Origin of the sequence: Riemerella columbina (genome assembly GCF_030517065.1) — a bacterium.
GTDB classification, from domain to species: Bacteria; Bacteroidota; Bacteroidia; order Flavobacteriales; family Weeksellaceae; genus Riemerella; species Riemerella columbina_A.
In genome coordinates, this window is sequence record NZ_CP103950.1 from 1,178,805 (window position 1) to 1,192,058 (window position 13,254).

14 protein-coding genes are annotated in these 13,254 nt (G+C 40.0%); 8 read left to right on the forward strand and 6 right to left on the reverse strand.

All coding sequences use genetic code 11. From position 1 onward, the window contains the following. The first annotated feature begins 21 nt into the window (after positions 1-21). The gene (locus tag NYR17_RS05605) at positions 22-843 is read left to right on the forward strand and encodes an aminotransferase class IV (RefSeq protein ID WP_302504754.1); all 822 of its coding nucleotides are present in this window, start codon (positions 22-24) and stop codon (positions 841-843) included. A gap of 175 nt (positions 844-1,018) precedes the next feature. Here NYR17_RS05605 and NYR17_RS05610 read toward each other — a convergent pair whose 3' ends face one another. The 4 genes from NYR17_RS05610 to ppk1 form a co-directional block, all read right to left on the reverse strand. Then, positions 1,019-1,342: a type II toxin-antitoxin system PemK/MazF family toxin gene (locus NYR17_RS05610; protein ID WP_302504755.1), complete on the reverse strand. Its 324-nt coding sequence runs from the start codon at positions 1,340-1,342 to the stop codon at positions 1,019-1,021. Beyond that, positions 1,330-1,581: an AbrB/MazE/SpoVT family DNA-binding domain-containing protein gene (locus NYR17_RS05615; RefSeq protein WP_302504756.1), complete on the reverse strand. Its 252-nt coding sequence runs from the start codon at positions 1,579-1,581 to the stop codon at positions 1,330-1,332. Before NYR17_RS05615 ends, NYR17_RS05610 begins: the two co-directional genes overlap by 13 nt. 180 nt (positions 1,582-1,761) lie before the next feature. Next, a complete protein-coding gene (locus NYR17_RS05620) occupies positions 1,762-2,649 on the reverse strand; it encodes a Ppx/GppA phosphatase family protein (protein ID WP_302504757.1) in 888 nt (295 codons plus the stop codon). Between the two features lie 6 nt (positions 2,650-2,655). Beyond that, positions 2,656-4,719, reverse strand: a complete 2,064-nt coding sequence (gene ppk1 / locus NYR17_RS05625) for a polyphosphate kinase 1 (RefSeq protein ID WP_302504758.1) — start codon at positions 4,717-4,719, stop codon at positions 2,656-2,658. 172 nt (positions 4,720-4,891) lie between these two features. Between ppk1 and NYR17_RS05630 the strand changes: the two genes are divergently transcribed. Beyond that, positions 4,892-5,473 carry a Crp/Fnr family transcriptional regulator gene (locus NYR17_RS05630; protein WP_302504759.1) on the forward strand — a complete coding sequence of 194 codons (582 nt, stop codon included), beginning with the start codon at positions 4,892-4,894 and terminating at the stop codon, positions 5,471-5,473. A 2-nt stretch (positions 5,474-5,475) separates the two neighbouring features. Further along, positions 5,476-6,702, forward strand: coding sequence for a hypothetical protein (locus NYR17_RS05635; RefSeq protein ID WP_302504760.1), 1,227 nt, complete (start codon positions 5,476-5,478; stop codon positions 6,700-6,702). A gap of 41 nt (positions 6,703-6,743) precedes the next feature. On the opposite strand, the gene NYR17_RS05640 is transcribed toward NYR17_RS05635, so the two are convergent. Then, positions 6,744-7,079 (reverse strand): CCC motif membrane protein, encoded by a 336-nt coding sequence (locus NYR17_RS05640; protein WP_302504761.1) that lies wholly within the window; start codon positions 7,077-7,079, stop codon positions 6,744-6,746. A gap of 12 nt (positions 7,080-7,091) precedes the next feature. Further along, positions 7,092-7,427 (reverse strand): DUF2752 domain-containing protein, encoded by a 336-nt coding sequence (locus tag NYR17_RS05645; RefSeq protein ID WP_438826599.1) that lies wholly within the window; start codon positions 7,425-7,427, stop codon positions 7,092-7,094. 162 nt (positions 7,428-7,589) lie between these two features. On the opposite strand from NYR17_RS05645, the gene NYR17_RS05650 reads away from it, so the two are divergent. The 5 genes from NYR17_RS05650 to gyrB all read left to right on the forward strand — a co-directional run bounded on the left by NYR17_RS05650 (position 7,590) and on the right by gyrB (position 13,198). Then, a complete protein-coding gene (locus tag NYR17_RS05650; RefSeq protein WP_302504762.1) occupies positions 7,590-8,273 on the forward strand; it encodes a PhzF family phenazine biosynthesis protein in 684 nt (227 codons plus the stop codon). 111 nt (positions 8,274-8,384) lie between these two features. Continuing rightward, the gene (locus NYR17_RS05655) at positions 8,385-9,221 is read left to right on the forward strand and encodes a 1,4-dihydroxy-2-naphthoyl-CoA synthase (RefSeq protein WP_302504763.1); all 837 of its coding nucleotides are present in this window, start codon (positions 8,385-8,387) and stop codon (positions 9,219-9,221) included. Between the two features lie 318 nt (positions 9,222-9,539). Then, positions 9,540-10,466, forward strand: coding sequence for a 1,4-dihydroxy-2-naphthoate octaprenyltransferase (gene menA / locus NYR17_RS05660; RefSeq protein WP_302504764.1), 927 nt, complete (start codon positions 9,540-9,542; stop codon positions 10,464-10,466). Between the two features lie 32 nt (positions 10,467-10,498). Further along, positions 10,499-11,179 carry a metal-dependent hydrolase gene (locus tag NYR17_RS05665; RefSeq protein WP_302507008.1) on the forward strand — a complete coding sequence of 227 codons (681 nt, stop codon included), beginning with the start codon at positions 10,499-10,501 and terminating at the stop codon, positions 11,177-11,179. An 84-nt stretch (positions 11,180-11,263) separates the two neighbouring features. Beyond that, positions 11,264-13,198: a DNA topoisomerase (ATP-hydrolyzing) subunit B gene (gene gyrB / locus NYR17_RS05670; protein WP_302504765.1), complete on the forward strand. Its 1,935-nt coding sequence runs from the start codon at positions 11,264-11,266 to the stop codon at positions 13,196-13,198. Positions 13,199-13,254: the final 56 nt, after the last annotated feature.

The window sequence follows — 13,254 nt, forward strand, 5'->3', positions numbered from 1 at the left end:
TCTTATAAAAAACAGATATTTATGTATTTAGATGGTGTTTTATTATCTAATGAAGAATCTGAAATCTATAATAATAGAGCGTTTTTAAATGGAGATGCCGTGCGCGTGTATTTCTTCTTTAAGGATAAAAAAATCCTACTGGCGGAAGAGGTTTATTTCTTTCTAATGTCTTCTATGAGGAAGATGAGGATGAATATACCGCTCACTTTTACCTTAGAATTTTTTGTTGATTTGTTCACAAAAGCCATCCAAGAGCAAGAGGCCAACACAGGGCGCATTGCTGTGGTTGTTTTCCGAGATACGACCGAAAATCTGACCGCCAAAACGCCTGTTCATTTTTGGTATCAGGTGGAGGAAGATGAATATTGGTATCGTATAAAAAAAGGCATTAATTTAGATATTATTAAAGAAATTTCGGTAAATACCCATTTGTTGAGTAATATTTATACCCATGGCCCAGAAAATACTTATGCCGAAATCTATGCCTACGAAAACGATTTAGATGATGTGATTTTGCTCAATCCACAAAAACGAATTGCCAGAAGTATTTTCGGAAATTTATTATTTCTGGAAAACAACACATTGAAGGTGCCTAAACAAACCGAGGGTGCCTATATATCGCCGCTGATGGAACATTTTATCACTTTCGTTTATAAAAACCGATTGGCAGAGATAGATCAGGCAGAGATGATTGCCTTTGAGAGCCAAAAAGCCGAAGAAATTTTAATGATTTCTGACCAAAAAGGGCTGTTTTCTGTGGCACAAATTAGGAACAAAACCTTCCCCAACCTTCGGATACAAGAAATGGTTTCCCAATGGGCAGAACATCTTAATTCTTTATAACAAAAAACCGCTTATCATCATATAAGCGGTTTATTTTTTTGTTAAAATAGAGGGGGCAAAGTTTCATATAAAGAAAAAATACTCACTTAGATATTTTTCAATCTTGGGAAAAATTTTTCTTGCATTAGAGTTTTTATTTCCAATAAAGTACTGAATAATAAAAGGTTAAAATCATTTAAGAAAACATTGCGATTAAAGTTTCTACCACTTTATTTTGCGCCTGCTCATCTAAACAAGCGATTTTATTTTTTAATCTTGTTTTATCCACTGACCTTAAATGGTCAAGAGCGATTTGACCTTGTTTTTCTTGAACGATGCAATTCACTCGCATTGGATAATTTTTTATGGTGGAAGTCAATGGTGCAATGATGACCGTATTTAGAGCGCGGTTCATCTCTTTAGGCGATATGACCACACAAGGTCTTATTTTATTGATTTCGCTCCCAATGGTAGGGTTTAAATCAATAAAAAATACATCAAATCTATTTACCACGTCCATTCCTCTTCATCAAACTGGTTGTTAAAATCTACATAAGGCTGTTCCTGATCTTCCAATGAACCCGCTTTTAAAAGCATTTCTTCCCAACCTTTTCGTGGATTTTTATTCACAGCTTCTATAATGATTTTGTTATCTGAGAGAGATAAGATCACCTCATTTTCCATTTTAGCTTGTTCTAATAGTTTCTTACCGAGGATGATACCATAAGAATTTCCTATTTTTCTCACTTTTGTAATCATAAGACAAAATTATAACAAAATTATAACATTCGCAATTTTTTATTACAGTCAATTGGATTTTTCTGTTGTGCTCATTGGCTTTTTTATTTTTAATGATGAAGAGGCTTTCTTTGCATTATTTTATCATTTTTTAATGTAAAAAAGCCTCTTTGTTGAATGAAATTCCAGTACTTCAACCGATTATTTTTTCTGGGTTACCCTTTCATAAATCTGGTGGATAAGTCCGTCTGCCACAGAAATTTTTGGAACTAAGATTTTATCAATATCCGCCCATTGGAGCACATTATTAAAGACTTGGAGGGCAGGCACCAAAACATCGGCACGGTCTTCTCGGATTTTATATTTTGCCATCCGCTCTGGCACCGAGAGTTTAGAAAATTCTTTATAATATTTCTTCAGCGTGGAGGCGGGCAAGGCTTTGCCATCTTTGGTTTTGCTTATAGAGAACACCTTGTTGATGTTGCCACCAGAGCCAATAGCTAAAATTGGTTTTTTACTGTTGATGTGGGTTTTTATCGCCTCTTTCATTTCGCGCCAATGGGCTTCTGTCACCAGATTATTCAGTAGTCGGATTGTACCGATGTTAAAGGAATGTTCATATTTCACCTTGCCATTTTCGTAGAAAGTAAGCTCCGTGGAGCCGCCGCCCACATCAATATAAAGGTAATCAAATTGATCATCCAAACCTTCGGCAATGTGGTTTTCATAGACCAAATTGGCTTCTTCATTCCCAGAGATGATGTCTATTTTTATCCCTGAGGTTTGCTCTATTTTCTTGATGAGTTCTGCGCCGTTTTTGGCATCGCGCATTGCACTGGTGGCACAGGCGCGGTAATGTTCCACTTGATAAACCTTCATCAGATCGCTGAAGATTTTAATGGAATCCAGCATCATTTGGCTCCGCTCTTTACCGATTTTTCCTTTGGTAAAAACATCCATCCCCAGCCGTAGCGGAATCCTAAGGAGGTTGAGTTTGGTAAATTCGGGCTCGTTATTCGGGTTGGTTTTCACTTCGTTGATGAGTAATCTGGCGGCGTTACTCCCAATGTCTATTGCGGCTAATCTCATAATATTTTAGTAGGTTTTATTTTTTAGGTAATGGTAAATTTCTATTTGTGAACGGATTTTTTCCTTCTTGGAACCTTTTACATAGTGATTTTTCATCTCGTTGTCTAAGATTCTGGCTTTCACATTGTCTTTAAGCTGGATGTGGAGCAAGTCGATGAGTTCTTGCTTAAGTTCCTGAGCGGTAATTTTTACGGCAGCCTCCACGCGGTAGTCCAAATTGCGCGTCATCCAATCGGCGGAAGAGATGTAAACATCCTCGCTGCCTTTGTTGTAGAAATACATCACGCGGGCGTGTTCCAGATATTCATCAACAATGCTGATAGCGTGTATTGGTTTCTTGAATTTTTTCTGTTGTACAGCGCAGAAAATTCCCCGCACAATGGCTTGAATTTCCACGCCCGCTTCTGCCGCTTGGTAGAGTTTTTTGATGAGTTCTTTATCACTCAAGGAGTTGACTTTTAAGATGATTTTGGCTTTTCGCCCTGCCTTGGCTTCCGCTATTTCCCTATCGATATGCTGTTCTATTTTCTCTCGCATAAAGTGCGGACAGACCATCAGGGTTTTGCAATTTTTGAGGGCTGCTACAGGGTCCAAGGTCGGCTTTCGGAAATAATTAAACACCTTGTTAATATCAGCCATAATGGCACGATTGCTGGTCATCAGGAGGTGGTCGCCATAGACACGGGCGGTTTTCTCGTTGAAGTTCCCTGTGCTCACAAAACCATACTGAATGGTCTTATTATCAGCGCGTTTTTTGATTACGCAGAGCTTGGCGTGCACCTTTTTATCAGGAATGCCCACCAGTATTTTGATGCCTTCTAACTCCAGTTTTTCTTTCCATTTTAGGTTGGCTTCTTCATCAAAACGAGCCCTCAGCTCTATCATCACGGTTACCTCTTTGCCGTTCCTCGCGGCGTTAATCAGGGCATTGGCAATTTTGGAGTTAGAAGCCAAGCGGTAAGCGGTAATTTGGATGGATTTCACATCTGGGTCCATCGCTGCTTCTCGCAGTAGGTCTATCACGGGCATATAGCTGTGGTACGGAAAAGTGAGCAATACATCTTTTTTGGTAATGACCTCCGTGATGCGCTGTCGCCCTACAAAATGAGGATGTAAAAACGAAGTCCGTTCTATGGGCGTTTGGTAGGCTTTAAAAACATTGGGGAAGTCCATAAAGTGTTTAAAATTATGGATTTTCTGCCCAGGGATAATGCTATCTTTTTTGCTCAGATTGAGTTTCCTAATCAAGAGTTCTAATAGGGCTTTGTCCATATCTTGGTCAAAAACAAAGCGCGTGGGTTTGCCTTTTCTGCGGCTTTTTACTCCTTTTTTAATTTTGTCTGCCAGCGTGGTTTTTATATCGTTATCAAGGTCAAACTCGGCATCTTTGGTCACCTTAAAAGCGTGGGCTTCAAAGACATTATAACCGAAATAAGAAAAAATATGAGGCAAGTTATAAGTGATCACATCTTCTAAAAGCATTACGCAAGTTCCGTCCTTCTCCGAGGGCAAGAGCACAAACCGTCCGTTGAGTTTTGAGGGTACTTCTATAATGGCATAGCGGCTCTCGTATTGCCAAGATTTTTTTCGCATCGCGATGCCTAAATAGAGGCTTTTATCCCTTAAATAGGGCATTGGTGTGTCTTCTCTTAGTAGAATGGGAATGACATTGGCTTCCACTTCTTCATCAAAATATTGCTCTACAAACTTTTTTTGCGCTTCCGAGAGGTCACGAGCGGTTTTTATGAAAATGCGCTCTTCCGCCATCTCTTTTTGGATCTGTTGCCAAGCGGTGTTGAAGTGGTTTTGTTGTCTAATAACGATTTTGTTAATTTTATCCAGTATTTTTTGAGGGTCTTCAAAAAAAGAAGTGCTACGGTGTTTGGCTTTAAAGTCCAAAGTTCTTTTAAGTCCAGCCACGCGCACTCTAAAAAATTCGTCTAAGTTATTAGAAAAAATACCTAAAAATTTGATTCTGAGGTGGAGGGGCACTTTGGGATCCATCGCTTCTTGCATGACCCTTTCGTTAAAGGCTAACCAAGTGATATCTCTGGGGTTAAACTGTGGCATAAGGTTATATTGGCTTGATGTTTCAAAAATAAAAAAAAATAAGTGAGAAAACCTTATGCTTAGGGCATTAAGTTTAAAAAAATAAGATATTTCAGTCTTTAATAAAATTTTTATCATACAAGATTTATATATTATATCAATTTAAAACATTACTTTTGTAAAAAAAATAGAGATGAGTGCACTAATAGATAATATGATGGCGTATGGCAACATTATAAAATTAGAAGAAGGCGACTATGTTTACCACGAAGGCGACCGCTCTCAGCATTTTCATTACTTGATAGAGGGCGGTGTGAGCATCGTTAATTCTGATGCGGAAGGGCGAGATTTTATCCAGCTTCAGGTCTTAGAAAAACATTTTTTCGGCGAGGCACCTTTTATATTGGAAGCGGTTTATCCTGCCTCTGCACTCGTGACCAAGCCTTCCGAAATTTTTAGAATCGGTAGGGCGCAATTTATGGCTTATATCCGCCAATATCCAGAAGATTTATTGCAATTAACCAAAGAAATTGCCCAAAAAGCGGTAGAAAAGTCAATGAAATTAAAAAATCTAATCTACGGCACACCAGAAGAAAAGTTGCTCTCAGCGTTAGAACACTTTAAAGGTGACGCGGTGGAGGATGTAGAAATTCCGCACACCCGAAAAGAATTGGCGCAGATTACAGGGCTTTGCACAGAAACGGTCATTAGAACCGTTAAAAAAATGGAAAAAGATGGAAAATTGAAAATTATTAACCGAAAAATACATTTTTGATAATGATGCAGCGGCATGAAATACAATGGTTTCGCAGGGCGCTGGTGAGCCTTAGTTTAGTGGCGTTTTTTGGGGTACTTATGCGGTATAAAATGGCTTTTTCATTACCTTTTTTAGATCAAAAACATATGCAAGAAGCGCATTCTCATTTCGCTTTTTATGGTTGGATTACCCAAATGCTCTATCTTTTAATCTATCAGTATCTCCTCAAATTTAAACCTCAAACGGCACTTCAGATTTACCCTAAAATCATCAATCTAAACTATATTTTAGCCTTGATGATGCTTGTGGGATTTTTGTGGGGCGGTTATTTTTGGCTGACTATTGGTATTTCTACGCTGTCGCTATCGTTGAGTTTTGTGATGTTTTTCTTGGTTTACCGAGATTTAAAAGGCATAAAAGATTTAGCGAAACCTTGGCTTTTGGGTGGGTTATTCTTCGCGATGTTCTCTGCGCTTGGTATTTTTTCACTCAGTTATATGATGGCGAGCGGGCACATCCACCAGCAATGGTATTTGGCTTCTACTTATTATTATCTTCATTTTCAGTATAATGGGTTTTTCTTGATGTCTTGTATTGGTTGGCTTATTGCGCAACTGACCAGCAAGGGGATTTCGCTCACTCCAAAGCAAAATCGGCGCTTGTTTAGGCTGATGTTTTGGGGTTGTTTATTGGGGTATGGGCTCTCGGTGCTGTGGCTGGATTTGCCGTGGTGGCTATTCATCATCGTGCTAATAGCGAGCTTGACCCAAACCTTGGGAGCTTTTCAAATTTTAACTTGGGTGAGGAGAAATTGGCATTTAGTAAAAAAGCATTTTTCCCCATTATACCGCTGGATGCTGTGCTATGCAGGCGTGGCTTTCGCCATAAAAATAGGGCTTCAATTAGGTTCTAACAGCCCTGCGATAAGCCAGTTTGCATTTGGTTTTAGAAATATTGTGATTGCTTATTTGCATTTGATATTGCTGATGTGTATTTCCGTATTTTTATTGGCACAAATATTCTCTAAAGGCTATTTTAAAGCGACCCAACTGCAGCGTTATAGCATTATTTCCTTTTTAATTTTTGTCTTTTTAAACGAATTGATTTTAGGAAGTATGGGCATTTTTTCTATCCGTTATGTCAGCATTCCTTATGCCGCCGAGGCTTTGGTTATCATATCTTTGGGGATATTGCTATCGGTTTTAATGATTTTAAAGAGTACTTATCACCTCAACAAAAGAGACTGACTTCATAAAAAAGCCAGCCTCTTGATGTAAAATAAATGATTTTAATAACTTCTTGTTAAATCGTTGAGGTGTTCTTTCATTAATTCTTGATTGAAAAGAACATCTACACCCACTAATGAAATGGCATAGAGTATGAAAATCAAATTTAGAACACTCAAGGTAATCCCAATAATAGAGAGGATGCGCCCCGTGTTGAGAAGTTCATAATTTTGATAAAGTTCAGGCGAGGTTTGGTAGAGTTGAATATCTTTTTTGTACAATCTAAGGGCAATCACACCACAGATAATTCCAGGAAAAATATAAAAACAACAGCCTAAAATAGACAGAATTCCCAAAATGAGAACCGCTGTAGCATTGGGTAAATTTTGTTTTTGCATAAATTTAAAATTTTAATAATAATGTTTGTAAATATAGGAAATTAACATAATCATCACATTGATAATGGCTAAAAAAGTTAAAATATTGCCATATTTTCGCTTTCTGTCAATCAAACTGATGCCGCCAAATACCGCAAAAAGCACCAAAGTATAAATGGCAGGAAATATCTGAAAAGCCGCCGAAAAATCGCCTTTTAATAATAAAACAAATGCCCGCTGGGAGCCACATCCCAAGCAATCAAGCCCGAATAATTTTTTGGTGGGGCAGGGGAGCATATAATCTTCTATCGCCATGGTTTTTGCCACAAAGATAAAAATTTGTGACCAATACTTATCATTATTTTTCATAAGTTTGTATAATCCAAACGCTTATTTTTGATGTACTTTTGTGAAAATATGGACCAATAACCTCAATTATTTTAAAAATATGAAACTTAAAATCTATCAGGCTGATGCCTTTACCAATCGTGTATTTTAAGGAAATCCTGCGGCAGTCTGTCCGATAGGCTATTGCAAAATATAGCCGCCGAAAATAACCTCTCCGAAACGGCATTTTATACCAAAGAAAAAGACCATTATCAAATCCGATGGTTCACGCCAACTACGGAGGTGGATTTGTGTGGGCACGCCACTTTGGCAACGGCTTTTGTGCTTTGGGAATGCGAAAATCATACGGCAGACTTCATTCAGTTTCAGTCGCCGAGGTCTGGAGCGTTGGCGGTTACAAAAACGGAAGATGGCTTAACGCTTGATTTTCCTACTGACCACTACCACAAAGTACCGCTGACCAATGAGCTGATTGCAGGCTTTAACATAGCGCCAATAGCGGCTTATAGAGGTAAAGATGATTATCTATTTTTATACGAAAATGAAGGTCAAATAAAAGATTTATTCCTTGATTTTCAACAAGTTTCAAAATTGAAAACACGAGGGGTTATTGTAACTGCCAAGGGTGAAAATACAGATTTTGTATCTCGTTTTTTTGCGCCTCGAGTGGGTGTAAATGAAGACCCTGTGTGCGGATCGGCTCATACTTTGCTAACGCCATTTTGGGCGAAGTGCTTGGGTAAAAATGAACTTACGGCTCTGCAACTTTCTCAGCGACAAGGCTTTTTAAAATGGAAAAACTTGGGCGATAGGGTAGCGCTAAGCGGTGAAGCACGCCTTTATCTTAAAGGAGAAATTTTTATTTAAAAAAAGTTAAATTGGGAGATGGAAAAACGGAGCTTGGCACAGTCTAAGTGCTGAGGTTTCATAATGCCAAAATCAAAAAATATCCGTAACTTTACCGCAAATTTTAGAATTATGATTGATTGGAAAATCGCAAAAGAATACGAAGATATCACTTATAAAAAATGCAATGGCGTGGCTCGGATTGCCTTTAATAGACCCGAAGTGCGCAATGCTTTTCGCCCCAAAACCACCTCAGAACTCTACGATGCGTTTTATGATGCGTACGAAGATCCCTCCATCGGCGTGGTTTTGCTCTCTGGCGAGGGTCCGAGTTCCAAAGATGGCGGTTGGGCATTTTGTAGCGGTGGCGACCAGAAAGCCCGTGGACATCAGGGGTATGTGGGGGAAGATGGCAGGCATCGCCTCAATATTTTGGAGGTGCAGCGCCTCATTCGCTTTATGCCGAAGGTGGTGATTGCCGTGGTGCCAGGCTGGGCAGTGGGTGGCGGGCACTCGTTGCATGTGGTTTGCGACCTCACTTTGGCGAGCCAAGAACACGCTATTTTTAAACAAACCGATGCCGATGTAACCAGCTTTGATGGCGGTTATGGTTCGGCGTATTTAGCCAAAATGGTGGGGCAGAAAAAAGCCCGAGAGATCTTTTTCTTAGGTAGAAATTACTCGGCACAAGAGGCGTTTGAGATGGGAATGGTCAATAAAGTGGTGCCACACGCCGAGCTGGAAGACACCGCTTACGAGTGGGCACAAGAGATTTTAGCCAAATCACCGACCTCTATTCGGATGCTCAAATTTGCGATGAACCTCACCGACGATGGTATGGTGGGACAGCAAGTTTTTGCTGGAGAAGCCACGCGCCTCGCTTATATGACCGACGAAGCCAAGGAAGGTCGCAATGCCTTTTTGGAAAAAAGAAAACCCGATTTTGGGGAAAATCAATGGATTTCGTAACGCTATAAACCGCGTTTAGAACAAGAGAGCATAACGCTTTTATCCTTGCCACGCTTCAACATAAAAATAGAGCGTTGGTGGAAAATTGATGCCGAGCAAACTCTAAAAAATCCATAGGATATTGATAAGTAAAAAATCAAAATAAAGTATTATTATTTGATAATTTGATAAAACGAATTGAGTTCATTGAAAGTTGATTTTCGCCGAAATCAATTTTAACAAAACAATAAAAAAAAACAAAATAAGTTGGAGATTTAATACTTCCAATCATTAAATTTTTTAATCATTGAATCTTTAAATCAAAAAAAGATAAACAGAATGAAAACTTGGATACAAGCCGCACGCTTGCGTACACTCCCGCTCTCGATGAGTGGCATTATTATGGGCGCTTTCATCGCTCGGTGGCAGCTCGTGCAGGAAGGCAAAACTTGGCAACTCAGCACCTTTATTTTGGCGATTATCGTTACTTTATTGTATCAGATTTTGTCCAATTTTGCCAATGATTACGGCGATGGCATCAAAGGTACCGATGCCCAACGCAGCACCGAAGCGGAGGCTCGAGCGGTGGCATCAGGAAAGGTTACGGCACAGCAAATGAAGTTGGCGATGGGCATCACGGCGGCCTTGTCCTTCGTGGCGACAGTGGCATTGCTCTGGTCGGCTTTTTACCCTGATGATATGCAGGCGTTTTTCGTGTTTATTGGCTTGGGCGTAGCGTGTATTTTGGCAGCCATTGGCTACACGGTGGGCAAAAAACCCTATGGTTACCTCGGTTTGGGCGATGCGATGGTGTTTCTATTTTTCGGCTGGGTATCGGTGGGTGGCAGCTATTTTCTCTTTACCAAAACTTGGGATTGGGCGATTTTGCTCCCTGCCACAGCGGTCGGAATGATGAGTGCTGCGGTGCTCAACCTTAATAATATGCGGGACATCGAGAGCGATAGAATGAGCGGAAAAAAAACCTTGGCTCTGCGTTTAGGATTTCGCAAAGCAATGATTTATCAAATGGTTTTAATGCAATTGCCTCTGATTTTGATTTTGCTATTTTTGGGACTCAAAGGCTTTTTCAAAACGGGCAACTATTACCCTTTTATCGTGATGATTTTGCTCTTCCCAATGATGGCGCTTCGCCGTAGAATCCTCCAAACTCAAGATCCAAAAGCCTTAGATCCCTTTCTAAAACAAGTGGGCATCATCACGCTGATGATGGCGATATTGTTGGCTTTCGGATTGAATTATTTTTAAAATTTAAATCCATTAACCTTAAAAATATAATGATGACAATACAATTTCTCGGACAAAACTGTTTTCTATTCAACCACAATGGAAAAACCATTCTTACCGACCCTTTTTACAACTTTCAGAAAGAACAATCAGGCTTTGATATTTCAGCGCAAAAGATTGATTATGTGTTGATTACCCACGCTCATGGCGACCACACTGCCGATGTGCAGGAAGTCCTCAAACATCACCCCGAAGCGGTACTCATTGCCCAACCAGAAATTTGCGGCTATTATGGACATTCCCACAATATAGATCTCAATTTTGGCGGTTCTACCACGATTGATAACCTTAGAATTTCCATGGTGCCTGCCTCGCATACCAGCTCTTTTCCTGATGGTGTGTATGGTGGCGAACCTGCAGGATATATGTTCCAACTGGGCGACCAAACCCTTTATTTGGCAGGCGATACAAGCGTAATGGCGGATATGGCGTTGTTTCCCAAAATCTTTGGCGAGATTCAGCTTTCCATTTTACCGATTGGCGGACATTATACAATGTGTCCTAATAGAGCCAGTTTTGCCGCCGCCGAACTCCTAAAAACCAAGAAAGTCATCGGCTGTCATTTTGATACGTTTCCACCGATTAGCATAGACCATCAGAATGCCAAACAATACTTTGAAGACCGAGATGTAACGCTGGTTCTTCCTAAATTGGGCGAGGTTTTTGAGTTTTAAAATTACGCCATATCGACAGGAGAAATCTTGGATTTTACAATATAAAATCGTACATTTGTATTCTTTTTAAAATACGAAAAAATTATGAGTAATAAACAATATACAGCCAGTAGTATCCAGTCTTTGGAAGGGATAGAACATGTGAGGTTAAGACCGTCAATGTACATTGGAGATGTGGGCGTAAGAGGTTTGCATCATTTGGTTTATGAGGTGGTGGATAACTCTATTGATGAGGCTTTAGCCGGTTTTTGTGACACCATTACCGTAACCATTCACGAGGGAAATTCCATCAGTGTGAGAGATAATGGGCGTGGTATTCCTGTGGATTTTCACGAAAAGGAACAAAAATCAGCGTTGGAGGTGGTAATGACCAAAATCGGTGCTGGTGGTAAATTTGATAAAGACTCTTATAAAGTTTCTGGGGGGCTCCACGGTGTGGGGGTTTCGTGTGTTAATGCGCTATCTACCAGTACAATAGCGACCGTTTATAGAGATGGTAAAATCTATCAACAAAGATATTCTAAAGGTAAAGCCTTAGAAGATGTGCAGGAATTAGGCATCACAGAAGATAGAGGTACGGAAGTTTTCTTCCAACCTGATGATACCATTTTTAATGAATTGGTGTATAATTACAGCACACTTTCAGCGAGGTTGAGAGAATTGGCATACCTTAATAAAGGTATTACGATTACCATTATTGATGAAAGAGAAAAAGATGAAAACGGTCAGTTTTTGCAAGAAACTTTCCACTCCGAAGGCGGTCTCAAGGAATTTGTAGAATTTATAGACGGCAATAGAGAAGCCATTATGGGCAATGTGATTTTTATGGAGGGCGAGCGTGACGATATCCCTGTGGAAGTGGCGATGAGATACAATACTTCCTTCACCGAAAATCTACATTCCTATGTCAATAACATCAATACCCACGAAGGCGGTACGCACCTAACGGGCTTTAGAAGGGCTTTAACGCGAACGCTTAAAAAATACGCCGATGATTTAGGCATTCCTCAAAAGGAAAAAGTGGAAGTAACGGGAGACGACTTCCGCGAAGGTTTAACCGCCGTGATTTCCGTTAAAGTAATGGAGCCTCAGTTTGAAGGACAGACCAAAACGAAATTAGGAAACTCTGAAGTTTCTGGTGCTGTGGATAAAATCGTGGGCGAAATGCTGACCAACTTCCTTGAAGAAAACCCTAACGAAGCTAAACAAATCGTTCAAAAAGTGGTATTGGCAGCCAAGGCAAGACAAGCCGCGAAGAAAGCCCGAGAAATGGTACAGCGCAAATCTCCGATGGGAGGTGTGGGATTGCCTGGTAAACTTTCGGATTGTTCTTCTAAAGATCCAGAAATCTCCGAAATCTTCTTAGTGGAGGGGGATTCCGCAGGTGGAACCGCCAAACAAGGGCGAGACAGACACTTCCAAGCCATTTTTCCTTTACGAGGGAAAATCCTCAATGTGGAAAAATCTATGATCCACAAAGTCTATGATAATGAAGAGATTAAAAATATCTACACCGCATTGGGCGTAAGCGTGGGGACAGAAGAAGATAGTAAAGCGTTGAACTTAAGTAAGTTAAGATATCATAAAATTGTGATTATGACCGATGCCGATATTGATGGCTCGCATATTTCTACCTTAATTTTGACCTTCTTCTTCCGTTATATGAAGGAGTTGATAGAGCAAGGCTATGTGTATATTGCATCGCCACCATTATATCAATTGAAAAAAGGCAACAAAAAAGTATATGCGTGGAACGAAAAAGAACGCGAGGAAAAAACTTTAGAAATGTCTGCCGATGGTAGAGGGGTAGAGGTGCAGCGCTATAAAGGTCTTGGGGAAATGAACCCTGAGCAGTTGTGGGAAACCACCCTCAACCCAGAAAATAGAATTTTAAAGCAAGTGAATATTGATAACGCTGGCGAGGCGGATAGAATTTTCTCTATGTTAATGGGCGATGAAGTGCCACCAAGGAGAGAATTTATCGAGAAAAATGCCGTTTATGCCAATATTGATGCTTAAAGGCCTTGTTTTGGCATAGTTTTAGCAAATCTCACAGCAATTCATAACAATAGTAA

Excerpts from the sequence above, each read along its gene's own strand:
- NYR17_RS05615 (WP_302504756.1), bottom strand. The coding sequence starts at position 1,581 with ATGATTACAAAAGTGAGAAAAATAGGAAATTCTTATGGTATCATCCTC.
- menA (WP_302504764.1), top strand. The coding sequence starts at position 9,540 with ATGAAAACTTGGATACAAGCCGCACGCTTGCGTACACTCCCGCTCTCG.
- NYR17_RS05635 (WP_302504760.1), top strand. The coding sequence starts at position 5,476 with ATGATGCAGCGGCATGAAATACAATGGTTTCGCAGGGCGCTGGTGAGC.
- NYR17_RS05640 (WP_302504761.1), bottom strand. The coding sequence starts at position 7,079 with ATGCAAAAACAAAATTTACCCAATGCTACAGCGGTTCTCATTTTGGGA.
- NYR17_RS05655 (WP_302504763.1), top strand. The coding sequence starts at position 8,385 with ATGATTGATTGGAAAATCGCAAAAGAATACGAAGATATCACTTATAAA.
- NYR17_RS05605 (WP_302504754.1), top strand. The coding sequence starts at position 22 with ATGTATTTAGATGGTGTTTTATTATCTAATGAAGAATCTGAAATCTAT.
- NYR17_RS05630 (WP_302504759.1), top strand. The coding sequence starts at position 4,892 with ATGAGTGCACTAATAGATAATATGATGGCGTATGGCAACATTATAAAA.
- gyrB (WP_302504765.1), top strand. The coding sequence starts at position 11,264 with ATGAGTAATAAACAATATACAGCCAGTAGTATCCAGTCTTTGGAAGGG.
- NYR17_RS05665 (WP_302507008.1), top strand. The coding sequence starts at position 10,499 with ATGACAATACAATTTCTCGGACAAAACTGTTTTCTATTCAACCACAAT.
- NYR17_RS05610 (WP_302504755.1), bottom strand. The coding sequence starts at position 1,342 with ATGGACGTGGTAAATAGATTTGATGTATTTTTTATTGATTTAAACCCT.
- ppk1 (WP_302504758.1), bottom strand. The coding sequence starts at position 4,719 with ATGCCACAGTTTAACCCCAGAGATATCACTTGGTTAGCCTTTAACGAA.
- NYR17_RS05645 (WP_438826599.1), bottom strand. The coding sequence starts at position 7,427 with ATGAAAAATAATGATAAGTATTGGTCACAAATTTTTATCTTTGTGGCA.
- NYR17_RS05620 (WP_302504757.1), bottom strand. The coding sequence starts at position 2,649 with ATGAGATTAGCCGCAATAGACATTGGGAGTAACGCCGCCAGATTACTC.